Source organism: Rhizobium sp. KDH_Rht_773_N (assembly GCF_052946295.1).
Map to the genome: position 1 here is coordinate 169,348 of NZ_CM129525.1, position 26,054 is coordinate 195,401.

General features: G+C 59.7%; 27 protein-coding genes and 1 pseudogene. 13 read left to right on the forward strand and 15 right to left on the reverse strand.

Features of this window, described 5'->3' with window-relative positions:
• Positions 1–47 precede the first annotated feature (47 nt).
• Positions 48–1,307 carry a class I SAM-dependent methyltransferase gene (locus ACU8HS_RS00890; RefSeq protein ID WP_112758669.1) on the forward strand — a complete coding sequence of 420 codons (1,260 nt, stop codon included), beginning with the start codon at positions 48–50 and terminating at the stop codon, positions 1,305–1,307.
• Here the strand turns inward: ACU8HS_RS00890 and ACU8HS_RS00895 are convergent, their stop codons facing one another.
• Together ACU8HS_RS00895 and ACU8HS_RS00900 are read right to left on the reverse strand one after the other, a co-directional pair.
• Positions 1,308–2,141: an SDR family NAD(P)-dependent oxidoreductase gene (locus ACU8HS_RS00895; protein ID WP_447015245.1), complete on the reverse strand. Its 834-nt coding sequence runs from the start codon at positions 2,139–2,141 to the stop codon at positions 1,308–1,310.
• Positions 2,142–2,239: 98 nt separating this feature from the next.
• Entirely contained in the window at positions 2,240–2,899 is a 660-nt protein-coding gene (locus tag ACU8HS_RS00900; protein WP_447015246.1) for a ChrR family anti-sigma-E factor, read from the reverse strand.
• Between the two features lie 210 nt (positions 2,900–3,109).
• Between ACU8HS_RS00900 and ACU8HS_RS00905 the strand changes: the two genes are divergently transcribed.
• From ACU8HS_RS00905 to ACU8HS_RS00925, 5 genes are all read left to right on the forward strand, one after another.
• Positions 3,110–4,150, forward strand: a complete 1,041-nt coding sequence (locus tag ACU8HS_RS00905; RefSeq protein WP_112572191.1) for a cysteine synthase A — start codon at positions 3,110–3,112, stop codon at positions 4,148–4,150.
• Positions 4,151–4,156: 6 nt separating this feature from the next.
• Positions 4,157–4,894 (forward strand): alanyl-tRNA editing protein, encoded by a 738-nt coding sequence (locus ACU8HS_RS00910; RefSeq protein WP_112754273.1) that lies wholly within the window; start codon positions 4,157–4,159, stop codon positions 4,892–4,894.
• 43 nt (positions 4,895–4,937) lie between these two features.
• Entirely contained in the window at positions 4,938–5,807 is an 870-nt protein-coding gene (gene sseA / locus ACU8HS_RS00915; RefSeq protein ID WP_112572195.1) for a 3-mercaptopyruvate sulfurtransferase, read from the forward strand.
• A 2-nt stretch (positions 5,808–5,809) separates the two neighbouring features.
• The gene (locus ACU8HS_RS00920; RefSeq protein ID WP_112572197.1) at positions 5,810–6,370 is read left to right on the forward strand and encodes a GNAT family N-acetyltransferase; all 561 of its coding nucleotides are present in this window, start codon (positions 5,810–5,812) and stop codon (positions 6,368–6,370) included.
• Between the two features lie 97 nt (positions 6,371–6,467).
• The gene (locus ACU8HS_RS00925; protein WP_447015247.1) at positions 6,468–6,983 is read left to right on the forward strand and encodes a DUF1203 domain-containing protein; all 516 of its coding nucleotides are present in this window, start codon (positions 6,468–6,470) and stop codon (positions 6,981–6,983) included.
• A gap of 10 nt (positions 6,984–6,993) precedes the next feature.
• On the opposite strand, the gene ald is transcribed toward ACU8HS_RS00925, so the two are convergent.
• Positions 6,994–8,112 (reverse strand): alanine dehydrogenase, encoded by a 1,119-nt coding sequence (gene ald, locus ACU8HS_RS00930; RefSeq protein ID WP_112572201.1) that lies wholly within the window; start codon positions 8,110–8,112, stop codon positions 6,994–6,996.
• Between the two features lie 158 nt (positions 8,113–8,270).
• Between ald and ACU8HS_RS00935 the strand changes: the two genes are divergently transcribed.
• From ACU8HS_RS00935 to ACU8HS_RS00950, 4 genes and pseudogenes are all read left to right on the forward strand, one after another.
• Entirely contained in the window at positions 8,271–8,732 is a 462-nt protein-coding gene (locus ACU8HS_RS00935; protein WP_018115458.1) for an Lrp/AsnC family transcriptional regulator, read from the forward strand.
• A gap of 69 nt (positions 8,733–8,801) precedes the next feature.
• On the forward strand, positions 8,802–9,683 hold the full coding sequence (locus tag ACU8HS_RS00940; protein WP_447015248.1) for a DMT family transporter: 882 nt from the start codon (positions 8,802–8,804) through the stop codon (positions 9,681–9,683).
• 87 nt (positions 9,684–9,770) lie between these two features.
• Positions 9,771–10,085 (forward strand): annotated as a pseudogene (locus ACU8HS_RS00945) (PilZ domain-containing protein); the annotation flags it as partial.
• A gap of 147 nt (positions 10,086–10,232) precedes the next feature.
• Positions 10,233–12,221 (forward strand): bifunctional 2',3'-cyclic-nucleotide 2'-phosphodiesterase/3'-nucleotidase, encoded by a 1,989-nt coding sequence (locus ACU8HS_RS00950; protein ID WP_447015249.1) that lies wholly within the window; start codon positions 10,233–10,235, stop codon positions 12,219–12,221.
• Positions 12,222–12,260: 39 nt separating this feature from the next.
• On the opposite strand, the gene ACU8HS_RS00955 is transcribed toward ACU8HS_RS00950, so the two are convergent.
• Positions 12,261–12,818, reverse strand: a complete 558-nt coding sequence (locus tag ACU8HS_RS00955; protein WP_112572209.1) for a DUF2087 domain-containing protein — start codon at positions 12,816–12,818, stop codon at positions 12,261–12,263.
• Between the two features lie 186 nt (positions 12,819–13,004).
• Positions 13,005–13,973, reverse strand: a complete 969-nt coding sequence (locus ACU8HS_RS00960) for a LysR family transcriptional regulator (protein WP_112572211.1) — start codon at positions 13,971–13,973, stop codon at positions 13,005–13,007.
• A 140-nt stretch (positions 13,974–14,113) separates the two neighbouring features.
• On the opposite strand from ACU8HS_RS00960, the gene ACU8HS_RS00965 reads away from it, so the two are divergent.
• Positions 14,114–14,728 (forward strand): FMN-dependent NADH-azoreductase, encoded by a 615-nt coding sequence (locus ACU8HS_RS00965; RefSeq protein ID WP_112572213.1) that lies wholly within the window; start codon positions 14,114–14,116, stop codon positions 14,726–14,728.
• 49 nt (positions 14,729–14,777) lie between these two features.
• Here ACU8HS_RS00965 and ACU8HS_RS00970 read toward each other — a convergent pair whose 3' ends face one another.
• The gene (locus ACU8HS_RS00970) at positions 14,778–15,356 is read right to left on the reverse strand and encodes a TetR/AcrR family transcriptional regulator (protein WP_113413436.1); all 579 of its coding nucleotides are present in this window, start codon (positions 15,354–15,356) and stop codon (positions 14,778–14,780) included.
• 107 nt (positions 15,357–15,463) lie between these two features.
• Between ACU8HS_RS00970 and ACU8HS_RS00975 the strand changes: the two genes are divergently transcribed.
• Positions 15,464–16,240 carry an SDR family oxidoreductase gene (locus tag ACU8HS_RS00975; RefSeq protein WP_447015250.1) on the forward strand — a complete coding sequence of 259 codons (777 nt, stop codon included), beginning with the start codon at positions 15,464–15,466 and terminating at the stop codon, positions 16,238–16,240.
• A gap of 57 nt (positions 16,241–16,297) precedes the next feature.
• Here the strand turns inward: ACU8HS_RS00975 and ACU8HS_RS00980 are convergent, their stop codons facing one another.
• From ACU8HS_RS00980 to ilvA, 3 genes are all read right to left on the reverse strand, one after another.
• Positions 16,298–17,569: a GGDEF domain-containing protein gene (locus ACU8HS_RS00980; RefSeq protein WP_112758654.1), complete on the reverse strand. Its 1,272-nt coding sequence runs from the start codon at positions 17,567–17,569 to the stop codon at positions 16,298–16,300.
• A gap of 242 nt (positions 17,570–17,811) precedes the next feature.
• Positions 17,812–18,138 (reverse strand): HlyU family transcriptional regulator, encoded by a 327-nt coding sequence (locus ACU8HS_RS00985; RefSeq protein ID WP_112704933.1) that lies wholly within the window; start codon positions 18,136–18,138, stop codon positions 17,812–17,814.
• Positions 18,139–18,174: 36 nt separating this feature from the next.
• Positions 18,175–19,425: a threonine ammonia-lyase gene (gene ilvA, locus ACU8HS_RS00990; RefSeq protein ID WP_112754257.1), complete on the reverse strand. Its 1,251-nt coding sequence runs from the start codon at positions 19,423–19,425 to the stop codon at positions 18,175–18,177.
• Between the two features lie 184 nt (positions 19,426–19,609).
• On the opposite strand from ilvA, the gene ACU8HS_RS00995 reads away from it, so the two are divergent.
• Complete coding sequence (locus tag ACU8HS_RS00995) at positions 19,610–19,972, forward strand: VanZ family protein (RefSeq protein ID WP_112572225.1); 363 nt, start codon at positions 19,610–19,612, stop codon at positions 19,970–19,972.
• A gap of 27 nt (positions 19,973–19,999) precedes the next feature.
• Here the strand turns inward: ACU8HS_RS00995 and ACU8HS_RS01000 are convergent, their stop codons facing one another.
• The 6 genes from ACU8HS_RS01000 to ACU8HS_RS01025 all read right to left on the reverse strand — a co-directional run bounded on the left by ACU8HS_RS01000 (position 20,000) and on the right by ACU8HS_RS01025 (position 26,052).
• Positions 20,000–20,131, reverse strand: coding sequence for a hypothetical protein (locus ACU8HS_RS01000; protein WP_377310193.1), 132 nt, complete (start codon positions 20,129–20,131; stop codon positions 20,000–20,002).
• Positions 20,132–20,617: 486 nt separating this feature from the next.
• Positions 20,618–21,802 (reverse strand): hypothetical protein, encoded by a 1,185-nt coding sequence (locus ACU8HS_RS01005; protein WP_447015251.1) that lies wholly within the window; start codon positions 21,800–21,802, stop codon positions 20,618–20,620.
• Positions 21,799–22,263, reverse strand: a complete 465-nt coding sequence (locus tag ACU8HS_RS01010) for a hypothetical protein (protein ID WP_447015252.1) — start codon at positions 22,261–22,263, stop codon at positions 21,799–21,801. The genes ACU8HS_RS01005 and ACU8HS_RS01010 overlap by 4 nt, the downstream gene beginning before the upstream one ends.
• Positions 22,260–24,257: a Z1 domain-containing protein gene (locus ACU8HS_RS01015; RefSeq protein ID WP_447015253.1), complete on the reverse strand. Its 1,998-nt coding sequence runs from the start codon at positions 24,255–24,257 to the stop codon at positions 22,260–22,262. Before ACU8HS_RS01015 ends, ACU8HS_RS01010 begins: the two co-directional genes overlap by 4 nt.
• Positions 24,254–24,721, reverse strand: a complete 468-nt coding sequence (locus ACU8HS_RS01020; RefSeq protein ID WP_447015254.1) for a hypothetical protein — start codon at positions 24,719–24,721, stop codon at positions 24,254–24,256. The genes ACU8HS_RS01015 and ACU8HS_RS01020 overlap by 4 nt, the downstream gene beginning before the upstream one ends.
• Before the next feature lie 386 nt (positions 24,722–25,107).
• Entirely contained in the window at positions 25,108–26,052 is a 945-nt protein-coding gene (locus tag ACU8HS_RS01025; protein ID WP_447015255.1) for a hypothetical protein, read from the reverse strand.
• Positions 26,053–26,054: the final 2 nt, after the last annotated feature.

Consider the following 26,054-nt stretch of genomic DNA (forward strand, 5'->3'; position numbering starts at 1 on the left):
GGCGTAAGCATTGACCTGACCGGCCCAATAATGCGGGAGGATGGACGGTGAGCAATGTTCAGGACTTTAACCAATCTGCCCGGGACGCGGTGACGCTGACGGCGGAAAATATCTCGCGCATCGTCAAGGGCCTGCCCTTCAAAGCCCAGCTTGCGCTGCGCGGCCTGATGCGCATGCAGCAAGGTTCGCTTGCCGTAACCTTGCCCGATGGGCGCAAGGTCATCGCCAAGGGCAGGATTGCCGGTCCGAATGCCGCACTCACCCTGAAGAACTGGAACCTTGCCGGCCGGGCGTTGAGCAGCGGCACGATCGGTGTCGCCGAAACCTATATGGACGGCGACTGGGACAGCCCCGACATTACCGCCTTCCTCGAGCTTTTCCTCGTTAACGGGGAGGCGGCACACAGCTATTCCCACGGCAGGGGCGGTGTCGGCCGCTTCGTCGAGCGCGTCCGCCACTGGATGAACGCCAATACCAGGACGGGCTCCAGGCGCAACATCTCCGCCCATTACGACCTCGGCAACGATTTCTACAGGCAATGGCTCGATCCGAGCATGACCTATTCCTCGGCGCTCTATTCGACCGGCGCCAACGACCTGCAATCGGCGCAGAACGCCAAATATCGGGCGCTGGCGGAGGCAACCGGCATCAGGCCCGGCGACCACGTGCTGGAAATCGGCTGCGGCTGGGGTGGCTTTGCCGAGTTTGCGGCAAGCGAACTGAACTGCCGGGTAACGGGGCTGACCATCAGCCGCGAGCAGCTGGCCTTCGCGCAGGAGCGCATAAGCAAGGCAGGCCTTGGCGACAAGGTCGATTTCCGTTTCCAGGACTATCGCGACGAAACCGGGGTCTACGACCGCATCGTTTCCATCGAAATGTTCGAGGCTGTCGGCGAGAAATACTGGCCGGCCTATTTTTCCAAACTGAAACAGTGCCTGAAACCGGGCGGCAAGGCCGGCCTGCAGATCATCACCATCCGTCCCGAGGCTTTCCAGCAATATCGCAGCAATCCGGACTTCATCCAGAAATACGTCTTTCCCGGCGGCATGCTGCCGACGCGCCATCACCTTGCCGAACTCGGCAGGAAGATGGACCTGTCATTGGTCAGGGACTTCGGCTTCGGCCTCGACTACGCCCGCACGCTCGCGGAATGGCGCGAACGCTTCTGGTCCGTCTGGCACAAGCTCAGACCGATGGGTTTCGACGAGCGGTTCAAGCGGCTCTGGGAATTCTACCTGTTCTATTGCGAGGCGGGTTTCCGCGCCCGCAACATCGATGTGCGGCAGGTGGTCTTTTCACGTCGCTGATCACTCCGCCGGGTGCGGCGTCACCGGCCGGTGATTTGTCTTGACTGGCCGCTCGCGCCAACCGGTGAAGCGGTTCACCAGCGCGAAATAGAGACCGTAGGGCAGGATCCGCAGGAGCTTCAGCACATAGGTGAAGCGCTTCGGGAACGTGATCTCGAAGGCCTGCGACTTGAGGCCCGCCGCAATGCGCTCCGCCGCCGTCTCGGGCGAGACCAGCGCCGGCATGGGAAAGGCATTCTTGCGTGTTGCCGGTGTGTCGACAAAGCCCGGATTGATGAGCTGGATGCGGACGCCGATCTTGTCGAGATCGAATTTCAGGCTTTCGGCCATGTTGATAAGGGCAGCCTTGGTCGCGCCGTAAGCGGCGCTGGTCGGCAATCCCGTATAGCCCGTTACCGAGGAAACGATGGCTATCTGCCCCTGCCCTTTCGCCTTCATGTGGCGGATCGCCGGCAGCAGGCAATTGACGACGCCGGACAGGTTGACGGCAAAGGTCTTCTCGAAATCGGCCCGGTTGAGATCCTCGCCACGGACGGGCTGATAGACGCCCGCACACAGGACCGCCATGGCAAGCGCCCCATGTTCGTATTCGATCGAGGCCATGACATGCTCCATGTCCTCGGCATCGGTCACGTCGCCGTCGAGAACGATGATGCTGCCGGGCAGTCCGGCTGCCTCGAGCTGCAGCTCGACCAGTTTTTCGTGATTGCGGGCAGTGACGGCGACGCTGTATCCCTCGCCGGCAAGCTTCAGCGCCAGCGCTCGCCCGATTCCGGAACTTGCACCGGAAATCCAGACGATTCCATGTTCCGGGCGGGCGATGAAACTACGCATGACACTTCCTCCGGTCTGCCGATCTGAAGACGAACACAGGCCCGGAAGCTCCTCATCTCTCCCGGGACCATGGCTCTATCACAGCATTGTGGCTGCTTTCAGCCGATGAGGTCGCCGATGATCTGGCGGAAGGAGCCGGTGAGTTTGACCGGCCCGTCCGAAACGGCAAAGGCGATGCAGGGCCGGTCCTTTTCGGCGACGGGGCGATGGTCGACGGTGGCATCGGCAACCGAGATGTCCCCCGGCCCGAACCGGCCGCGCTCGTCGCGGAAAGCGCCGTCGAGAATGAGGATCAGTTCCATGCCCGCATGCGTGTGGGCAGGCAGGGCGCGACCCGGCCGTATCCACATGAGGCTGACCTCGCAGCCGTCCATATCCCTTGCATATTCCTTGAAGCCCGGAAGGCGCCTGCGCCACGGCACGTCATCGGCTTCGAAACCCATGAGATTGCGCAGCGCGCGCGGGAAAAGGGCGCCTTGCGGGCGCGGCGGGAGCGTCGCGGAGGCGGCGGGGGCCTTCGAGCCGAAGATTGCCGCAAGCCTGGCATCGCGGTCGCTGATGGGGCTTGCCGGCGTCTTCTCCAGGGCCTCTCCGGCCAGCCGTTCGAGGTCGGCCACAAGGCCACGATTGTCCGGCTTCATTTCGAGATGGGATTCCACGAGCACGCGCGCCGGCTCCGGAAGGGAGCCAGCAACATAATGCGCCATCAATGCATCGATCGTGTCGATATGCTCGTGAACCATGTCGGATTCGGTCACGCCTCGTTCCTGCGCCCGTGCTTGCTTTGTCGTCATCCATACGCCGAAAGTCAATCTTCGGATCACTGCTTGCCCGGGCACGGCGAAGGGCAGGAAACGGAAGACTAATTTTATCGTGGGCTCGAAAGCCATGGAATAGGATTTCTTGCCAATGCCGCCTTGTGAAGGGAAAAGACCGTTCCTAAACTAAGCGTAAACGAGGCAGATTCCATGACCTTCCACCCCTCCGTAATCGAGGCTATCGGCAATACGCCCCTCATCAAGCTCAAGGGCGTGTCCGAAGCGACCGGCTGCACCATTCTCGGCAAGGCCGAGTTTCTCAATCCCGGCCAGTCGGTAAAGGACCGGGCGGCGCTCTATATCATCCGTGATGCCGAGAAGAAGGGGCTACTCAAGCCCGGCGGCGTCATCGTCGAGGGCACGGCCGGCAATACCGGCATCGGCCTGACGGTCGTCGCAAAGGCGCTCGGCTATCGCACCGTGATCGTCATTCCGGAAACCCAGAGCCAGGAGAAGAAAGACGCGTTGCGCCTGCTCGGCGCCGAACTCGTCGAAGTCCCGGCCGTTCCTTACAAGAACCCGAACAATTATGTGAAGGTTTCCGGCCGCCTTGCCGAGCAGCTTGCCAAGAGCGAGCCGAACGGCGCGATCTGGGCCAACCAGTTCGACAATGTCGCCAATCGCCAGGCGCATATCGAAACCACGGCACCGGAAATCTGGAAGGATACCGACGGCAAGATCGACGGCTTTGTCTGCTCGGTCGGCTCGGGCGGCACGCTTGCGGGTGTTGCGGCGGGCCTCAAGAGCTTCAACAAGGATATCAAGATCGGCATTGCCGACCCCGAAGGTGCCGCACTCTACGAGTTCTACCAGAACGGAGCGCTGAAGTCGGAGGGATCGTCGATCACCGAAGGCATCGGCCAGGGACGCATTACCGCCAACCTCGAAGGTTTTACGCCTGATTTTTCCTATCACGTCACCGACGCCGAAGCGCTTCCCTATCTGTTCGATCTGGTCGAACACGAGGGGCTTTGCCTTGGCGGCTCCACCGCGATCAATATTGCCGGTGCGGTTCGCCTCGCCAGGGATCTCGGCCCCGGCCACACGGTGGTGACAATCCTCTGCGACTATGGCAACCGCTATCAGTCCAAGCTTTTCAACCCGGACTTCCTTTCGTCCAAGGGCCTTCCCATCCCCGCATGGATGGTCGGCTCGACGGATATCAAGATACCCTACGAACCCGCAGCGTGAGCCTCCATGCCAGTCAATGCCCTCTACCGTGACGACTTCTATCTTTCCACATGCGAAGCGGTCGTCACGGCCGTTCACGAGGATGGGGGCATCGAGCTGGACCAGACGTGCTTTTACGCCACATCGGGCGGACAGCCGGGCGATACCGGCTTCTTCGAACGCACCGACGGCTCCAGGATAGAGCTCGGCCAGGCCAGGCACGGCACCACGAAGGACATCATCATCCACGTGCCGCTGGCGGACCAGTCGCGGCCGGAGGTCGGCGAGAAACTGGTGCTGCACATCGACTGGCCGCGCCGCTACAGGCTGATGCGCATGCACACCGCCTGCCACCTCCTATCGGTCGTCTGCTCCTATCCCATTACGGGGGCAGCCGTCGGCGAAGAGGAAAGCCGTGTCGATTTCGACATGAGCGATACGATCGACAAGGACGAGGTGACGGCCCGGCTCATGGACCTCGTCAACCAGAACCATCCGGTCTATCTTCAGTGGATTACGGACGAGGAACTCGCCGCCAATCCCGGCATCGTCAAATCGAAGAATGTGCGCCCGCCCGTTGGTCTCGGCCGCGTTAGCCTGGTCTGCATCGGCGAGAACTCCGCCATTGACAGCCAGCCCTGCGGCGGCACGCATGTTTCGGAAACGCAGGAAGTCGGCCAGATTCATATTGCCAAGATCGAGAAGAAGGGCAAAGAAAACCGGCGCTTCCGCATTCGCTTCGGCACGCCCGGCGACGAAGCCTGATGAACGACGCCTGATATTGGGCCTGATAATTGGGGAGATCACCATGAGCGACACCAAGAGCCGTTTCGTCGTTTCGGCCGACTGGCTGCAGGCTGAACTCGGCAAGCCCGATCTGCGCGTGCTCGACGCATCCTTCTATCTTCCGGCGCAGAAACGCGATGCCGATGCGGAATATGCCGCCGGCCACATTCCGGGCGCCATCCGTTTCGACCAGGACAAGATCGCCGACCATTCGACGAACCTGCCGCATACGATCCCCTCGCCCGATTATTTCGCCGCCGAAGTCGGCAGGCTCGGCATCAGCGAGAACGACCGGATCGTCGTCTATGACGGTATCGGCATGTTCGCCTCGCCGCGCGTCTGGTGGCTGTTCCGGGTGATGGGCGCGAGAAACGTCTTCGTGCTCGATGGCGGGCTGGACGGCTGGAAGGCCGAAGCAAGACCGCTTGAAACCGAAGTGCCGCACTATGCCGCAGCCACCTTCAAGACAAATTACGATGCCAGCCGCGTCGTCCATCTCGAGCAGATGCGCGAGATCGTTTCGAGCGGCGCCCTGCAGATTGCCGACGCCCGCAGCGCCGGCCGCTTCGCCGCCAGCGAGCCGGAGCCGCGCGCCGGCATGCGCTCCGGCCACATGCCCGGAGCGCGCAGCCTGCCGTCAGGCGTTTTCGCCAATCAGGGCCGCTTCAAGTCACTGCCGGAACTCAAGCAGACGATCGAGGATGCCGGCATCGACCTTTCCAAACCGGTCGTCACCTCCTGCGGATCGGGCATTACCGCTGCCATCATCACGCTGGCGCTGGAATCGCTGGGGCATAGCGACAACAAACTTTACGACGGCTCCTGGAGCGAATGGGGCAGCCGCGAGGATACGCCGGTCGTCACCGGCCCGCCGGAACCGGTCAAAGCCTGACCATGGGAAAGACGCCCGCCTCGCTCAAGGCCCATATCACGCGGCTTGAAATGGTCGCGCCGCCAAAGGCAAGCCTGCCCGTGCCCGTCAATATCCAGACGGCGATCATGCGCGCGCCGGACATCCCGCTTGCCTTCTATCGGTATCTCTACCGGCAGGTGGGCGCGCGCTGGCAATGGGTCGACCGTCTGAGGATGAGCGACGAAGAGCTCGCCGCCACCCTGCACGACAAGCGCAACAATATCAGCGTGCTCTATGTCAACGGCGCGCCTGCCGGCTTCTACGAATATCTCTGCGAGGACGAAGACACGATCGAACTCTCCCATTTCGGGCTGTTCGAACATGCGCTCGGCCTCGGCATCGGCAAATGGTTCCTGCTCCAGGCGCTCTATGCGATCTGGACGCTGAACCCGAAGAAGGTCACGACGACGACCAACAACCTCGATCACCCGCGCGCCCTGCAGCTTTACCAGATGTTCGGTTTTTCGCCGGTTTCCACCGGCACGGGGATCGTCCGGCCGCTGAGCGACAAGGAATTGCTGGAAATCGCCAGGAAAGGCTGATTGCCCCTGCCCGCCACCGGCCCTCCGAGGCAAGAATCGGGTGGCCCGGATGAGCGCCAGGGCGGAAACTGCGGCAAAGATCACAAGGAGATTTGCCATGACCAGCATTCAGTTTTCCGTCATGCCGACATCAGATGCGGAGGCGCTCTGGAACGGGGGCCGCGACGCTTACGGCCGCCTGCCGGAAACGCTGGTTTCCGATGGCGACGGTTATCCCTGCCGCCATTGCCTAGCAAATATCGGCGCCGGCGAAGAGCTTCTCGTCCTTGCCTATCGGCCCTTTCCGGACCTGCAGCCCTATGCCGAGACCGGCCCGATCTTCCTGCACAAGCAGCCCTGCCGGCGCTACGCCGCCAGGGAGGTTCTGCCGCCAGTGCTGACGACAAGCCCGGATTTCATCGTGCGCGGCTATAGCGACAATGACAGGATCGTCTATGGCACCGGCGCGGTCACGCCGATCGAAAAGATCCCGGCCTATGCGGCCGAACTGCTTGCACGGCCCGGCATTGCCTATGTGCATGTGCGCTCGGCGCGCAACAATTGCTATCAGTGCCGGATCGACAAGGCAGAGGCGCCGGCCCTTGCGGAAGCCGGCGCCTTTGTCTCACCATGAGTAAGCTGGGTTACGCTACGTTCAGCGCGCTTTCCGGGGCGACAGCCTCGTAGCCCAGCGCGTCGGCGACCGGCTTGTTGGTGATGCGTCCCCGGTGAACGTTCAGGCCGTTGCGCAGATGCTTGTCCTCGGCGATGGCACGCAGGCCGCGGTCGGCGAGCGCCAGACCGTGAACGAGCGTCGCATTGTTGAGCGCATGGGCCGACGTGACCGGGACGGCGCCCGGCATGTTGGCGACGCAATAGTGCACGACGCCTTCGACGATATAGGTCGGCTCGGAATGGGTCGTCGCATGCGAGGTTTCGAAGCAGCCGCCCTGGTCGATCGCGACATCGACGATGACCGAGCCCTTCTTCATGCCCGAGAGCATTTCGCGGGTGACGAGCTTAGGGGCGGCAGCGCCGGGGATCAGCACGGCTCCGATGACGAGATCGGCGGAAAAGACTTCCTCTTCCAGCGCCTGGATGCTGGAATAGCGCGTGTGGATGCGACCGTTGAAAATATCGTCCAGCTGGCGCAGGCGCGGCAGCGACTTGTCGAGAATGCTGACATCGGCGCCGAGGCCGGCAGCCATCTTGGCGGCGTGCAGACCGACGACGCCGCCGCCGATGATCGCAACCTTTGCCGGGAGGACGCCGGGCACGCCGCCAAGCAGGATGCCGAGGCCGCCATTGGCTTTCTGCAGCGCGGTGGCGCCAGCCTGGATCGACAGACGGCCGGCGACTTCGGACATGGGTGCCAAGAGCGGCAGGCCGCCGCGATCGTCGGTGACGGTCTCATAGGCGATTGCCGTCACGCCGGAGGCGAGCAGACCCTTGGTCTGTTCCGGATCGGGCGCAAGATGCAGGTAGGTGTAGAGGAGCTGACCGTCGCGGAGCTGCACCCATTCGGAAGGCTGGGGCTCCTTGACCTTGACGATCATGTCGCACTTTTCGAAGATATCCCTGGCCGAGGCGGCGATCTTCGCGCCAGCGGCCACATAGGCGGCGTCATCGGCGCCGATGCCGGCACCCGCCTTCGTTTCCACCCAGACCTCGTGGCCGTGGGCGACATATTCTCTCACCGAAGCCGGCGTCAGGCCGACGCGATATTCATGGTTCTTGATTTCCTTCGGGCAACCGACACGCATTCGCGTTCCTCTCATTTTATGCCCGCTTTGCGCGGAGCGTTTGTTGATTGCGGAATCCAATCACCGCAGGCGCGAAATGTCCTTGCAAAGAGGATTTGCATGGAGGCGAAGTTTCGAAGATTATTGCGCCAGAAATCCATTCTTCGAAGGTTCTTCGAATGTCCGACCTCGATAATATCGATCTTGCGATTCTGAAGGCGCTGCAGATCAATGCGCGGATCACCAATGCGGAACTTGCCGACAAGGTGGGGCTGTCGCCTTCGGCCTGCTCGCGGCGGCTCGACATTCTTGAAAAGAGCGGCGTCATCGGCGGCTATCATGCGCGGCTTTCGCATAAGGCGCTCGATTACAAGATGATCGCCATCGTGCACATCTCGCTCTCCGGCCAGTTCGCCAAGACACTGTCGGAATTCGAAGCGGCGGTGAAACGCTGCCCCAACGTGCTTGTCTGCTACCTGATGTCGGGCGAATACGATTACATCCTGCGGGTGGCAGCCCGCGACCTGGAAGATTACGAGCGCATTCACCGGGACTGGCTTTCGGCGCTGCCGCATGTCGTGAAAATCAACTCGAGCTTTGCGCTGCGCGAAATCATCGACAGGCCGAATGTCGGCCTTTGAGCCCTTGCAAAGCCCCCGGAATCCTGCCCTAGCTTGATGTTGCGGGCGTCTCCGCTTCAACGGCAAGACATGAAATCCAAGACACACGGCTATATCTTCCTGCTGCTGGCACTGACGATCTTTTCAGCGCAGGACGCCATCTCGAAGCATCTCGGCTCCGCCTATTCGCCCATCTTCGTGACGATGGTCCGCTACTGGGCCTTCGGCCTGTTCACCGTGGTTCTGGCGGCAAGGATGCGCGGCGGCATCGCCGCGACCGCCCGCACCAAACACCCGTTTCTTCAGTTTTCCCGCGGCGTTCTGCTTGCCACGCAGGTGGTGCTGGCAATTACCTGCTTTGCGCTGATCGGCCTTGCCCATTCGCAGGCGATCTTTGCCGCCACGCCGATCATCGTCGCGCTGCTTGCCATTCCGCTTCTTGGCGAAAGGGTCGGCTGGCGCCGCTGGACCGCGATCGGCCTCGGGCTCCTCGGCGTGTTGCTGATCCTCAAGCCGGAAGGCGGTTTTTTCGACGTGAACCTGCTTCTTGCCGTCGTCTCCTGCTTCAATTTCGCCCTTTATGTGATCGCCACGCGTTACGTGAGCCGGCAGGATTCGGCGATGACGAGCTTCTTCTATACGGGCGTCGTCGGGGCCGCCGTCATGACCTTCGCGGGGCCGTTTTACTGGACGCCGATCCAGGGATGGGACTGGATGTGGATGCTTGCCGTCTGCCTGACCGGCACATCGAGCCATTATTTCCTGATCCGCGCCTATGACAGCCTCGATGCGGCCGCCGTGCAGCCGTTGACCTATATCCAGCTCGTCTACGCCTCGATCCTCGGGGTGCTCATCTACGGTGAAACGCTGACGCTGAACATGATTGTCGGCTCTCTCATCGTGGTTGCGGCGGGGATCTTCACGGTCTGGCGCGAACATGTGGTGGCGCGGCGCGCGGCCGTGCCGTATTGATGCTTTCGGCACAATTTTAGATAAGGCTCTAAAGGCATCTCAATCTTCCGCGCCTATGCTTTTCCCGAATTCTTCATGGGGACAAGCATGACACGTAACCTCAAGATCACCGCCCGCAAGGCCGACCGCAGGAGTTGCCGCGTCTTCGGCAAAATCAGCTACATGAACAGCCAGGTGGATGCCCGCATTCTCGACCTCTCCGTCACGGGCGCCGCACTTGAAGTCAAGGCCCCGCTTTATGCGGCCGCCGGCAGCAAGGTGCGCATCGAAGCGGAAGATCTCGGCCTGCTCGACGGCGTCGTTCGCTGGAAACACAATGGCCGCGTCGGCATCCAGTTCGACGTCAATTCCAATGCCCGCGCGCTCATTGCCTCCTATTTCCGCTTCTTCCATCGCGACGTGCCGCGCGTGCGCTAGATGTGAGCGTTCAGGCGGTGCCGCTTTTGCGGCACTGTCTTTGCCGTTCTGTCATTTTCGGGATGTACTCCTTTGCCAATCATCCTAAGTTCGTCGAACCGGATGATGCATGATGTCAAAAGGAGTGTTTCCATGTCTTCCATTTTCGATGCGCCTGCGATGAGCCGCCGTTCCCTGCTCGGCGGTCTTGCCGCCACTTCCGCCCTCATATTGCTGCATCCGTTCAGCGCCCGCGCTGCGGCAAACCAGGCGCATCTGAGGCTCATGGAAACGACCGACATTCACGTCAACGTCTTCCCCTACGATTATTATGCCGACAAGCCGAACGACACGATGGGCCTGTCGCGGACGGCAACGATCATCGATACGATCCGCGCAGAAGCCGTCAACTCGCTGCTGATCGACAATGGCGACGTGCTGCAGGGCAATCCGATGGGCGATTACATGGCCTATCAGCACGGCATGAAGGATGGCGACGTGCATCCGGTCATCAAGGCGATGAACACGCTCGGCTATACGGTCGGCACGCTCGGGAACCATGAGTTCAACTATGGCCTGGACTTCATGTTCAAGGTGCTGAACGGCGCGAACTTCCCCTTCGTCTGCGCCAATCTGACCAAGGGCCAGCTCGCCTCCGATCCGAAGCAGGACGAGCTGTTCTTCAAGCCCTACATCATCGTCGAAAAGCAGATCAAGGATGGCGCCGGCAACGAAAGCCCGGTCAAGATCGGCTTCATCGGCTTCGTGCCGCCGCAGATCATGCTGTGGGACATCAAGAATCTCGAAGGCAAGGCGCAGACCCGCGATATCGTCGAGGCCGCCAAGGCCTGGGTGCCGGCGATGAAGGAGGCCGGCGCCGATATCGTCATCGCGCTCTCCCACTCCGGCATCGACGGCGCAGCACCGTCCGAGAAGATGGAGAACGCTTCCCTGCATCTGGCCGCAGTCGAGGGCATCGACGCCATCTTTACCGGCCACCAGCATCTCGTCTTCCCCGGTCCCAAGACCTGGGACGGCATCGCCAATGCCGATCCGGTCAAGGGCACGCTGCATGGCAAACCCGCCGTCATGGCCGGCTTCTGGGGCTCGCATCTCGGCCTGATCGACCTGCTCCTGGAAAAGGACGGCAACAGCTGGAAAATCGTCGATTTCACGTCCGAAGCGCGGCCGATCTACCATCGCGACGACAAGAAGAAGGTCGTTGCCGACGTTGCCGACAAGAAGGAAGTGGTGGAAGCCGCCAAGGCAGAGCATGAGGCAACGCTTGCCTATGTGCGCACGCCTGTCGGCAAGACTTCGGCGCCGCTCTATTCCTACTTCGCGCTGGTGGCCGACGATCCCTCCGTGCAGATCGTCTCGCAGGCACAGACCTGGTACATCAAGCAGATGCTGGCCGATACCCAGTTCAAGGACCTGCCGGTTCTTTCCGCCGCCGCCCCCTTCAAGGCGGGCGGGCGTGGCGGCGCGGACTACTATACGGACGTCCCGGCCGGCGACATCGCCATCAAGAACGTCGCCGACCTCTACCTTTATCCGAACACGGTTCAGGCCGTCGCCATCACCGGCGCGCAGGTCAAGAACTGGCTGGAAATGTCGGCCGGCATGTTCAACCACATCGAGCCCGGCGCCAAGGATGCGCCCCTCCTCAACACCGATTTCCCCTCCTACAATTTCGACGTGATCGATGGCGTGACCTATCAGATCGACCTGTCGCAGCCGGCGAAATACGATTCGTCGGGCAAGGCGGTCAATCCGGACTCCAACCGGATCCAGAACCTTGCCTTCGAGGGCAAGCCGATCGATCCGGCGCAGAAATTCGTCGTGGTTTCCAACAATTACCGCGCCGGCGGCGGCGGCAGCTTCCCGGATATTGCCTCCGACAAGGTGATCTTCCAGGCGCCCGACACCAACCGGGACGTCATCGTCCGCTACGTCCACGATCAGGACACGATCAATCCGTCCGCCGATGGCAACTGGACCTTCAAGCCCCTGCCCGGCACGACCGTCGTTTTCGAAAGCGGCCCGAAAGCCAAGCAATATCTGGCCGACGTCAAGAGCGTGAAAATCGAAGATGCCGGCGAAGGCACCGAGGGCTTTACGAAGTTCAGGCTGGTTCTCTAACGGCCAGGGGCGCGGTCTCTTCGACCGCGCCCCTTCTGCTCAGGCCGTTTCCGCCTCGGCTTCGATGCGACGAAGAAGCGGGCCAAGTTCAGCAGGCGGTTTCCTTTCGATCCGGCGATATTGCCGGCCGTCCCTCGTGCGGTGGACAAGCCCGAAATCGAAAAGCTCGCGGCGCAGCAGCGCCGCATCGCCGAAGAGATGCAGGCGGCTCAGCAAGTCGCTGATTTCGCGCTCGGTCAGTTCCGCATTCGCCGGTATTTTCGACCACAGAAACCATAGGCAAAGCTCCTGCAGCCCCCTCCTGCCCGGCCAGCGGACCAGCCGACCGTGGCCGTCGAAATGGCGCGACGCCTTCAGCACGCGCTCTTCATCCGGCAAAGGCTCAGGGTCCAGTTTCAGGTTCCAGTCCTGCAGGACCCTGGCGGACTGCGCCAGGCTGCGGAAATGCTGGTAGTTGCGATAACCCGCCGCGCGGGCCAGCAGATTGAGCATCTCGACATGGCTCGGCTTGTCGGCGAGCGCTTCGATCTGCTTGCGCAGCGATTTGGCAAAGGCCGAGAGATCGGCGATTTCCATTGGAAAGATAGATCTGGTCACGTCTCATCCTCAACGCGCCGTTCCCAAGAAGGTGTCGGTGGTCGCCGGCTTTCGACTTCGGCACAGGATACGTGCTGATGATCTCTTTGAAGCAGGTTTAGCTTCCCTTGCGGGACGGCGACGCCTCGGTGAACTGCTGACCGTGACGCCGTTATAACAAAGGCCGGAAAAGCGTCAACTGCGCGGCTATTCGGCAGCCTCGGCAACGGCGTGCAGCCCGTCTATGCCGAGCATGTTGATCATTTCGCCATGGCTCGGGCACATGGACAGCCGCCGGCGAAACGCCTCGATCAGCCACTGGCCGGCAGGGCCTGGCGGATTGGCCGCCTTGCGCATGGCGTAGATCGGGTATTCGCCCTGCTCGTAAGCCTCAAGTTTGATGGCAACCAGATTGCCCTTCATGATGTCGTCGCCGACGACCGATACCGGCAAGCCGCCCCAGCCGAGACCGCCCTTGATGAGCTGGTGCTTGGTCGCCATGTCGCTGACGCGCCATGTCCTGTAGGACAGGACGTTGAAATCGCGCCCCTTGCTCAGCCCGGAGGCATCCGAAACCACGAGCTGGATCTCTTCGCGCACATCGGCCAGCGTCAGCGGGCGGCCGATGGCTGCCAGCGGATGGTCGGGCGCCACCACGGGCACCATGAACGAATAGCCGATCTTTTCGGCCACCAGCGAATCCTCCTGCCGCAGAAGCGCGCCGCCGATGCCGATATCGGCCTTGCCGTTCAAGACCATATCCATGACCATGCCGAGTTCGCCGACATTGAGGTTCAGCGCAACGCCGGGGAACTTTTCGCGGAACTCACGCAATTCCATCATCACGGCATTGGCCGGCACCATAACGCTGATTGCCAGAGAAAGCTCGGCTTCGAGCCCCTGTTTCATGCTTTTGACGCGGGCACGCATGACTTCGAGATCGGCCACCAGCCGGCGGGCATCCTCCAGCATCGCCTTGCCGGCATCGGTCAGCTTCGGCTGGCGGGCGCCGGAGCGCTCGAACAGCGGTACTTCCAGCTGCGCTTCCAGATTGGCGATCGTATAGCTGATGACCGATTGCGCGCGGTTCAGCACGCGCGACGCCGCCGAAAAGCTGCCGGTTTCGGCAACCGTCAAAAAAACCTGCAATTGATCCAGTGTCGGGTTGGGAAGCATCTTCCATCCAATCCATCGATAATTTTGATCGACATTATCCCAGTTTTTTGGATATCAGGCCAGCCTTATTTCTTCTTTCGAACACAGCGGCCTGCCGCTCCCAACGGCCGCCGAAACCCAATTCGAGAGGAAATTCAACCATGTCTTCCATTCTTCTGCTGACGTCCAGCCCGCGTTCGGAATCCCTTTCCACGTCGATCGCCGTGGAACTCGCCGACAAGCTCAAGGCCCAGAACCCGGGCAGCACGATCGTTCGCCGCGACCTTGCCGTCAATCCGCTGCCGCATATCGACGACCTGTTCACCGCAGCCATCCGCAAGCCGCCGGAAGCCCGCACGGCCGAGGAAGCTGCCGCCGTCAAGACTTCCGACGAACTGGTCAATGAACTGCTCGCAGCCGACAGCATCGTGATCGGCACCGGCCTCATCAACTTCAACATCTATTCTTCGCTGAAGACCTGGATCGACAATGTGGCCCGCGCCGGCCTGACCTTCAAGTATACCGAAAGCGGCCCGGTCGGCCTTGCCACCGGCAAGAAGGTCTATGTCGTTCTCGCCTCGGGCGGCGTTTATTCGCAGGGCCCGGCTGCCGGCATGAACCATGCCGTTCCCTACCTGAAGTCCGTTCTCGGCTTCCTCGGCATCACCGACATCGAAACCATCTATGTCGAAGGCCTGGCCTTCGGCCCGGAAGCAGCAGAAAAGGCCATCGGCGCTGCCAAGTCGCGCGTCGAGGAGCTTGCTCTGGCTGCCTGATCGACAAGTTCAGAAGTTCCACTCGAGGGGCCGGCGCAATGCCGGCCTTTCATTTTGCCGCGAGGTCAACGACGAAGGACCGGACCGTTTCCAGGATTTCTTCGGAAAGCTTTTCGTCGTCGGCAATGCGTGCAAGGCCGACTGCGCCCGTCATCAGGCACGAGGCGATGATGGCCTTGCGGCGCGCTTCAGCCTCATCGGCCGCCGCCATGCGGCCCGTCATGTTCCCGAGATTGGTCTTCAGCTGTTGCGTCGCAAGCGAGCGGCACTTCTCGCCGCTGCGGGCAAGATCGGCGGTCAGCGCGGCAAAGGGGCAGCCGCCGCTCACGTCGTTGCGATGATCCTCGCTCAGATAATTGGCCGAATATTCCGCCATCGGAATATCGGCCGGTGCGCGGCCCTGCGAACGCACCGTCGCCTCCCATGACCCGAAAGCGAGCTTCATGGCTTCGGCCACCATGTCGTCACGCGAGGCGAAATGCTTGTAGAAGCCGCCAACCGTCAGGCCCGCCTCCTTCATCAGGTCGGCGACACCGATACCCTCAAGCCCCTTCTCCCGCAGACGCCTGGAAGCGATCTCAACGATCCTGTCGTGCGTCCTCTGCTTTTCCAGTTGCGAATGGCCCATCGAAAATCTCCCGGCAATATGACTTGACTTATGTGGATTACAATCATAATCCTTCTAGATATCGATCATAATCCAGATCGAGAGATTTTCCAATAGGAGCCATTCCCATGCGTCTCAAGAACAAGGTCGCGCTCATCACCGGCGGCAACAGCGGTATCGGGCTTGCCACCGCCAAGGTTTTCGTTGTCGAAGGCGCGAAGGTAATCATCACCGGCCGTAACCCGGAAACGCTCGCAGCAGCCGAAAAGGCGCTCGGCGGCAATGTGCTGGCGCTGAAGATCGACCTCACCGACGTTGCGGCGGCCGAGAAGGCCTTCGCCGAGGCCGCGTCGAAGACGGGCAAGTTCGACATCGTCTTTGCCAATGCCGGCATCGGCGGCGCCACACCTCTCGGCCAGACCTCGCTGGAACAGTTCGAGAAGATCATCAGCACCAACCTGACCTCGGTCTTCTTCACGGTCCAGTCGGCGCTGCCGCATCTGAACGACGGCGCTTCGGTCATTCTCAACGGTTCCGTGCATGCCGTCCTCGGTGCGCCGGGCTGGTCGGCCTATGCCGCCACGAAGGGCGCCGTGCGCTCGATGACCCGCAACCTCGCCTCCGAGCTTGCGCCGCGCGGCATCCGGGTCAACCAGGTGACGCCTGGCGGTACGCGCACGCCGATCTGGTCTCCCTATGCGCAGACGCAGGATGCGATGACGGCGCTCGAAGAAAAGCTCGGCAACATGAGCGCGCTCGGCCGCATGAGCGAAGCGGACGAGATCGCGAAGGCTGCGCTTTATCTCGCCTCTGACGATTCCAGCAATGTCACGGGAATCGAGATCACCGTCGACGGCGGCATGACGAGCGCTCCCTCCGGCGCCAAGATCTTCCGCGCCGCCTGAGCGCGCCGGACAGGCGGCATTTCGCTCAGACAATTTCGGGCTATTGCCGGAATTGCCTTAGCTGACCTTTACCAAGCCGGAGCGGCCGACGACACAGTTGCGGCCGCTCTTTTTTGCGTCGTAGAGCCGGCTGTCGGCGGCAGACAGCACGGTGGTGAAGCTGGCGCCGTCTTCATCGGCGGTCGCAACGCCTATGCTCACGGATACCGATGCCTCATCGGGCGTCTTCACGCTGGTCACGATCGTCCAGCGCAGGCGCTCCGCCAGCAGCAGGCCTTCCTCATGACCCGTACCGGGACAGACGGCGACGAACTCTTCGCCGCCGAAGCGGAAGATACGATCGCTGGAGCGCAGCGTCGTTCCGAGCCTGCTGGCGATGGCCTTCAGAACTTCGTCGCCCTGCAGGTGGCCGAAGCCGTCATTGACGTCCTTGAAATGGTCGGCATCGATGATGAGAACGGTCACATACTGGCCCTGCCGCAGCGCCTCGCGCACCATCAGCGGCGCTTCCAGCTCCATGCGGCTGCGGTCGTAGACGCCGGTCAGCATATCGCGGCCCGTGCGTTCCAGCAGATCGTTATAACGCTCGCGGAATGTCAGATCGCCGAAGAGATCGCCGATCGAGCGGGCCGAGGCGGCAGCGCCGGCCCGGCGGACTTGGTATTCATAGACGGCAAACATCAGGGAATAGAGGCAGACAGCCAGCATCTTGGCTTTCCACCCCGCCCAGAAGGCGGCCATCGGAACGCCCATGAAATAGTGCAGGCCGCTGAAGAAGCAGATCTGATCGAAGGTCAGAAGCACAAGGCCGGAGATCATGAAGCGCAGCACGACGCGCCGGCGCATGACGTCGCCCAGTTTCTCGTAAAGCAGGATGATGCCGAGCGAATCGAGATAGAGGATTGCCGTGCCCCAGACCATCAGCCAGCCCATATCCTTGAGGAAATTGACGTCGGCAGGATGGCCGGGCGTCAATTCCAGCGGCTGGTGCAATTGCAGCACCCAGGCAATGGAGACGGTCAGGAGATTGCCGAGAAACAGGCCGTAGATCGGCTGGCGGACGGTCGCCGCATCCTCCTGCAGATAGAGCATGAGGATCATCATCAGCTTGCCGGAAAAGAAGATCGAAGACCCTGGCGAGACATCCCCGAAGGGCAGCGAGACATAGAAGACCGCGGCAAGGTAGGTCTCCATGAAATGCATGACGCCGAGCGCGGTCAGGAAGACGCCCAATCCGAGGCGCTGGCGAAAATGCAGAAGACTGACCATCAGCACGAAATAACCGACAGCCTCGATGATGAAGAGCGCGGTGTTGAAGAGTTCCATCACCACTCTCCGCCGCCGACAGAACCGCGCGAGAGAGCCGTGGCCGCAGCGGCGGATCTTCTGGTCAATCGTCCGGAAAGCTCAAACACAAGCGGCGCCCTGCAAAACCTGCAGGCGCCACCTTCACCACAATCCTTTAAGATTAGGTGAGCAAGGCAGCGGTTTCCACTAGGAAAATACTGTCATAGTTTTGAAAAACAACGGGAAATGTCAGTTCGCACGAGGCTTTCCCGGCTAACGGGCGCTCAGACCTGCCGAAGCTTCTCGCCATCGCTGAAAAGTGAGGGGCCGTGCTGATCGATGATCTGCTGCGCCTTGCGCACCGTGCATTCGATCGCGTCATCGGAGGAGGAGAAGAGATCGGCGCGAATGAACTTGCGCACCAGAACGTCCTCGCCAACCTTCTTTTCGATGCGGCCGGCCAGGCGGTACTGGCTGCCTTCCTTCTGCGGCTCGGCATAGATGGTGCAATCGCCATAGAGCTGCGGCTCGCCGGAAGGCCCGGCAGCCGCCTCACCGGAGGATTTGCCGCCGGAGAAAACCGAGAGAATATTTGACAAAAACGAAGCCATGATCCGCCTTTAGCACGCACTACCGTTGACGCAAAGTCAAATGATCAGATTTGCGAGGATCTCGTTTTCGGTAATGTCCTCGAAGCCCATGCCCGCCTTTTCGAAATTGGCGACCAGCGTCGCAAAGTTCTCCGGCGCCGTCGTTTCTATGCCGATCAGGATCGAACCAAAATTGCGCGCCGATTTCTTCAAGTACTCGAAGCGGGCGATATCGTCATGCGGCCCGAGAAGATTGAGGAAATCGCGCAGCGCCCCCGGGCGCTGGGCAAGGCGCAGGATGAAATATTTCTTCAGGCCGGCATGACGCATGGCCCTTTCCTTGACATCGGGCAACCGCTCGAAATCGAAATTGCCGCCCGAGACGACGGCGACGATCGTCTTGCCCTTGATGGCCTCGCGATCCATGGCGGCGATCGCCGTCAGCGACAGGGCGCCGGCCGGCTCCAGCACCACGCCTTCGACGTTCAGCATTTCCTGGATGGTGACGCAGATGGCGTTTTCCGGCATCAGCCTGACCTGATCGGGCGAAAACGCCTTCAGCGCCGCGAAATTGAGGTCGCCGATGCGGGCGACCGCCGCGCCATCGACGAAGTTGTCGACCTTGGCAAGCGTGACCACCTGCCCTGCCTCGATGCTGCGGCGCAGGCTCGGCGCGCCGGCAGGCTCGGCGAAGACGAAATCGGATTTTGCGACGACGCCGTCCAGGTAACCGGTGATGCCGGCGGCAAGGCCGCCGCCGCCGACCGGCAGGACGACCATGTCAGGCACCGTGCCCTCGGGAAGCTGCTGCATGATTTCGGCGGCAACCGTCGCCTGGCCCTCGATAATATCGGCATGATCGAAGGGCGGCACCATGACGCCGCCGATCGCGTCCACATGATCGCGGGCGGCCTGGTAGCACTGGTCGAAGAAATCGCCGACAAGTTCGATCGTGATGAAACCGGCCCCGAACATGCGGGTCTTGTCGATCTTCTGCTGCGGCGTCGTGACCGGCATGAAGACGACGCCCGGAACGCCGAAATGGCGGCAGACAAAGGCAAAACCCTGTGCATGGTTGCCGGCGGAAGCGCAGACGAAGGTCTTGCCGCCGGCCCCCTCGGCGATCGCCTTGCGGAAGAAATTGAAGGCGCCGCGGATCTTGTAGGAACGCACCGGCGAAAGATCCTCGCGCTTCAGCCAGATATCGGCGCCGTAGCGGGCGGAAAGGTGGTCGTTGAGCTGCAGCGGCGTGGCGGGGAAAAGGCTGCGCATGGCCTCTTCGGCGCCTTCGACATCGTGTCTTGTCACGGGCGTTCGTCCATTCTTCAAAAATCCAGACGCCGCTATGACACAAGCAGCCAGCGGAAAGAAGCCCGATTACACCCTTTGCGGTTCGCTCTGTGAAAGGCTTCCTTAAGCGCGTCCCCGAATTGCGGTCACGTGGACGGCTTTTAACTTGATGGCGCACAGCAATTGCTAATATGACGGGAAGATGACATCCAAGATCGCAAAGCCGCTGGCGTGGCTTCTTCTCGCCTTCATCCTGTTCGTGACGGTTTCGCCGATCGAAATGCGGCCGCATACGATCGAGACGCCCGATATCGACCGTGCCGCTGCCTATCTGGCGGCCGGTCTGGCTTTTGCCCTTGCCTATCCGAAACATTGGAAGACGGTTGCCCTGCTGCTGGTCTTCGGCGCGGTCGCGATCGAATATCTTCAGTACCTTTCGCCGACGCGGCATGCGCGACTTCACGATGCAGGCGTCAAGGCGGCGGGCGCGGCACTCGGACTGGTCGCCGGCTGGGCCTTCAACAAGTGGCGCGAGGCGAAAACCGGGGCGGATGCCGCCGCCTAGCGCGCACCTTGCCTGTGGGCGGGGACGCTACAGCCCGCGTATCTGCAAGGCCCAGAAGAAGAGCGGCACCGCTGCGGCAGCGGTTGCCAAGAGCAGGAAGGCGCTCATCTTGAAGAGCCTGATGCGTCGCGTTCTTGCTCCATCCCAGTCGTAAACCATCGTCTTACTCCCACTAAGACAACACTTACTCAACCGCGCAGTGCCTACATTTTTTGCAGCACCGGCGCCATAGACAAGCGCTGCCTATGGTTTATCCACATTATACAAGCACATTCGAACACGTTTATGAAGATGGTGCGAGCGACGGGGATCGAACCCGTATAGCCTAAGGCCGAGGGATTTTAAGTCCTAGATGCAGACCAATATCCATCTGTATTTACTTAATAAATTTCAAATTCCAGTGTGTATGTGTACGATACTGTGGACGAATCTGGGGCAAATCGGCGCTATTTGCCAGCGATTCCGTTCCGTTTTCGTGGAAATTCATCGCGAACCCATGCGGCACGCACGCCGCCGCTCTCTCATTTGCCCCCAAGGGGCAGACCTCCACAGTCGGGGTCGAGTCCTTGCCTGCGGAACGAAAGCCGAAAGGCGGCCTTACTGCGGGCTCCGAGCCCGCCATGAAGCCGAATCTGGCAACCGACTTCATTCGCCAAATGGTTTTCTAAAATCGATAATGTGCTCCGTCCGCATGCGGCTCGCGAGGCTATTTCCAGTGGTGACCGCCATGGGCATGTAGCGTCGGTGGTCGGGTATCTCGCGCTCTGTTTCGCCCAGGACCTCAAAGCCAGCAAGCGCTCCGGCACGCTTCAAAAGTTCGCTGTTCCGGACGTATGTTCCGCGAATCGTTGAATTCCCAATCACATATGTTCCAATGGAGCCCTTCTTCAAGACTCGATACGCTTCCTTGGCCTGCTGTACCAAGTCGGAGAAGTATCGATCGAGCATGTATTTGTTTTTGTTTTCGAGTTGGTCTAGGCCAAGGTCAACAAGCATATCCGTGAAATCGTCGCTCAGCTTGCTATTCAGGGCACGTTCTGCTCCGATGGCACTTCCACGGATTTTACGGAGGTCCTCTAAACGATAGCCCAACCAAACGAGCGACATGCGATGCCCTCGCATGTAGTCAATCGCGTTCAGGTAGGGGGGAGAAGTAACAATGCAATCGATCGAATTGTTTTCAACAACCGTCAGTTTCCGTGCATCCCCCAAAAAAGTTTCCGCTCTTGTTTTGACCGATGGACTATCCAATGCACTTAACACATGATTCAACGAAGGCTGCATGGCGCTGAACACATCAAAGTCATTCTCCCGGATGGTCCTGTGTGGTCGGCTATGAGCAGTGTCCCGTGCCAAAGAAGCCTTCGGCTCCTTGGTAATAATTAGTCGAGACAAGGCAACTTTGAGAACATCCAGTGCCCCCTCAGATATGTTGACGGGCTGGGCAATCAAGTGAAAGGACAACTTTCTCAGTTGCTCTTTTTGCTTGGGTGCAAACCAGAAGTCGATAAAGTCGGCAGTCTCGACGTCTTCATCAATCCATGACAAAAACACTTCGTCCGACATTGCCGCGCACCGCTCAAGAAGCGCGTTTAATCCTGCCCGGACTTCGTCCTCATCTACTGAGGTTGCTCCGACGCGAGAAATCAGCTCCGCAAGCGGGTCCAAATCCACACCAATTGCATTGATTCCGCTCCGCACCGCCTGCGAGAGCACCATGCCGGAACCGGTCATGGGGTCTAAAACCGTTTGGCCTGGATTGAGAGACTGTATCTTTTCAAGGGCGATTTCAGGCGCCATACGCGCCGGAAATGGATGAATATGTTTCATTCGCATATCAGCCCTTCATTGTATTTTTCAAGTATCTCTGAAAGGCTGCTTCGTGAGACCTTCCGATCCAAGGCCCCATTACGCCCTTTGATCTGATACATCTGGTTGTGTCGCCTTCGTATCGACACACCTTCTTGTAGCTCAAAATTACCGTCAAGAACCTTCTGCAACTCTGTATAAGGCAGTGCGGCTATGCCATCACGCCCACAAACAAAGGCTGTAACGCATTCACCGTAGCTATCAAAAAGTTCTTTTTGCCGCTCTTGGTGGGCCATCTGAAAATTGAAACTCCAGGGACCGGTGCGGCTCGTGGAATATTTGATGTAGAAAGGCAGATTGCCGTTCATCAGATAAAAACCAGGTATGTCGCCATTCAGGCGTCGAATGGTGACATGCTGGCCGGGCTGCTCTATGACTTGGTGGAGTACGCACCCGTAGTATCTCGAAGCGTCTGAAATCATCTTCTGTTCTGGATAAATCTGATGGAATTTCCATTAATCTTGTAGAAGAGACGGGCCTTTCCGTACTTGTTATAAAAAATCTTTACGTGATGCCGCGCGTCTGGCCGTTCGCTTCTGGCGAATTCGTTGTTCGCGAATATTCCCTTCTTACGGCGGATATTCTTGATTTCCTCGTCAGTGTAGCTACTTGCACCGGTACCGAAGCCGCTGGCATGATGGAACGAAATATCGGCATTTGAGGCTATCAAATCGTGCTTCAGGTAGTCGTATAAGTATTCTGGGAATTCGCTATCTGAAAAATGCTTGCGCAGCGCTTCCAGCATTTGCTGGTTGGAGCGCCCCTTCCGGTTCATCAGGGAGTCACATTGGTCTTTGTCGAATTCAAACAAGCCGAACGACATCTCGCCGCCTTCGAAATCCACCGTCGATTTGTCGATGGAGTTGGCAGCAGTTGGGGTTGTCTTGTGGTCTGAGAGCCAGACAGGCGCCCCTGCCTTGCTGCGCATGGCCTGGATGGCGAGCTTATGAAATGCAAAACACTTGGTCCAATTTTTTAGGAGTTCGGTAGGAATCCAGAGCTGGAAATACTCCTTGTAGTCCTCGCGAGAACCGAACATTCGCGCTCGCTGAATATATGTGTCTTGAGCAAATTTGCCCTTCACCGCTCGCGTGAAATACATGGAAAGCAGATTATCGAAGGTTACACCTCGTGAGATAATATTCCCGCCTGCACCGAACGAGAATAAACTGGTTGGCTTGGCAATATCGGACACTTTACCACTTTGACCCTTGGAATTTATCTCGACGATAGCGTGCCTGTCGATATTCCGGAGGACGAACTCGACTATGGCGTCAGGATGATCCTGAGAATATTGCTCCGCAGTCTTTTCTAGCTTCTTGACGATCCGGTTGAACCCAGAGTGCGACGGTGTGGAAAGCGCGGTGATCGTGTTTTGTATGACATCGATATCATTTTCATGTTCGTCGCGCTTTCCGCTAGTATGAACCAGCATCGTGAAATTCTGCTCATGCCCCCGCTTATGCTGCTCGGCGACGCCACAGAGGAAATGAAGGATGGCGTTCTCCAGTTCACCTCTTTCCGAGCCCTCATCCGCCCTAAAAGTGTGCAGGCGGTAATTTATCACGCCGTCTGTAGGGAAAAAGAAATCCTGGCCGACGTAGTACGGGTGCGGAAGGAAATCGACCCATAACTCGCTATCGTTCTCGAAGGTATTATTTAGGTTGAGTCTAGCCGGTGTCGCCGTGACGCCAATGTATTGGCCATTCTCCCCCAAAAGGTCGTGTATGAGTTTGTTGATCTTCGTCTTCTCGTCATTGTTCACTTTGGCGTTGGGGGACGCAAAGTCGGCCTCATCGTCAATAACAATGATATCCTTCCGCGCGCGAAGAAGCGCGATGAGCTTTTCGAGATCTCTGGCGTTCTTTTTCGAGAAGATAACCCATTTCTTGTCGCCAAGGTCCTTTGGCTGATGAGGCAGTTCACTGAACTGTTTCGGAGAAGGGCTGAGGCCGGAAGCGCGGAACCGGGATAAACTTTGCTCTAGGAGGTCCACGCTGTCCGTGAGAAGATTGACGATGACGCCGGCACCCTCATCAAGTAGCCTGGCATTCAAGGCTATCATCATTTCAGTTTTTCCGCTTTGCGGTTCTCCGAATATAACAAACGACCTGCCACCACTTGTTTTGAGGTTTTTGATGGTCTTCTCAACGGTATCTTCAATAGACCGCGTATCGATATTTTTGGATGTAAGCGCTGCGAGACGGCTCTGATACTGATTTCCGCCGACTTTTCCAACGATACTGCCCCAATCCATTGCGACCCCCACGCTGTATGATTCTTTCTGAAGCATTGTTTCGTGTGTAATCAAACGTGTAAATAGAAATTTGCTTTCCTCCGCTGCAACCGTGCGTACGTAGGCGACACATTTTCTGATATCGACAGAAGACCCGAGGAAATATCCCCTCGGCATCATTGTCTCCCCTGCCCGATAACTTCAGCTATCATCTCACTGAACTGCTTTCGCGCCGGGCTGTCGCCGGTAATGATCCGACCGCAAGCGGTGCGGACATAAGCTGGCCCGATGCGATAATTGCTTGCTGGTGGAAAATCAGTCAGCGCAAACATGAACGTCACCGCCGCGCGCGGCTCTAGGCGGCGCGGCAATGATTGCCCGTCGGTCGTCCGATAGCTGCTTATTACCATCCGTTGGTTGACACCGGTGCGGAACCCGATCTCGCACAGCGTCAGAGAAAAGCTGCTGAGGTTGATCGCTTCGATCGAAAACCCAAGCGGCTCACCGCCTGGCCCGGACAGAAATGCCGGTGTCACACGAAGGCGAACACGGCGCTGGCTCATAGCGCTCCATGTGTTCATCACGCCAAGCACGGCGCCGATGGTGCCAAGCCCCATTGTCACCATATCCTTCATTTCAATCATCGACCTTCCCCCGAGCGCAATCCCCACTACCATCAATAGCACAGACGCTTGATTCGATCATTTGTACGGGAAGGACATATCCACGGCCTTCGAGGCTAGGTTGGGGTTGACGCCATGCGGGGCGGCCTAGACTGGTTTAGGTCAGGTCCCATCACCTGACCGTGCCCGCAGGGCAAACATGTCGCCCCGCATGGCGTCACCGACGCGCGGGGCCACATGTCGATGCGGGAGGTCCGGTTGGATAGCAAGAAACCGAGACACGCGGCTCGGTTTCAGGGCCGGAGCATCGACGTGGGGAAGCGGAGGGAAACCCCGACCGGTTGGTTGCCCGCGTCCATCAATTCCCACCGAAGCGAGCCTTCCGATAGTAAAGGGAGCAATTACCGTCACGGGCGAATACGGTGCGGGGGCGTTATGGCATAGCAGGTCGATTCCGCATCTTGCTCGTCGTCGTATTGTCCAGCGGTTCCCATCTGGAATGCTCCGTGGAGCGTCACCTGACCGTTGACGATGACGGCAACAAGGCTGTTGTTGGTCACGGCCATGCGGAGACTAAACTCATCGTCGGGGTCGTCCGGCAAGGGGATGCGCTGCGGTGACGCGATGCCGTTCAGGGTGACGACGACACGCGTATCCGCGATCGACGCCTTTACCGGAGCCTCCACCTTCGCCTTGGCGGGCAGGCTGCGGCGATAACCAGTCCCGCAGATGTCGGCCAAAGCGTCGGCATGGGCGGCAACTGGAAGCGACTGCAAGACGGTCTGGAGCTCCGCGTCGAGGCTGGCGGGGAACAGGTTATCGATACGGGTATAATCATCCCACGGGATGGCCATGGGGTTGCCCTTGCCGCCGTTGCGCACGTCGAGCAGGGCGCGGAGCAGGTTCTGCTTGATGTTGCGCGGTGCGTTGTTGATGGCAATGTATTGGGCCTCGCCCGCCTGGCACCCCTTGGGAGCCGCGTAGGCGATACTGCGGCGCAGGGTGCCGCTGGCGGCGGGGTCGGCATCGAACGACAGGAACAGCCACGCCGGGAGCTTCCGCTTGACGATGGCGGCATAGCTGGCCGGGTCCACCGGGACCACCACATACTCAACCATGTCGCCGTAGAGGTTGTGTTCGCCGGGGTTACCGACGTTGGGGCTTCCGGCCGTGACCGGCAGCAGGTTCACGGCGAACACAAACCGCCCGATGCTGCCTTGGCGGATTTCCCGGGTGTAGGCGGCGCAGGATGTGCCGGCCGGGTCGATGGTGGGAATCTGTTCGACCATGGCGGCGGCCGGACTGGCGGTGAGGACCGCGAGGCAGGCAAGGGCGTAGCGGGCGAGGTTCATGG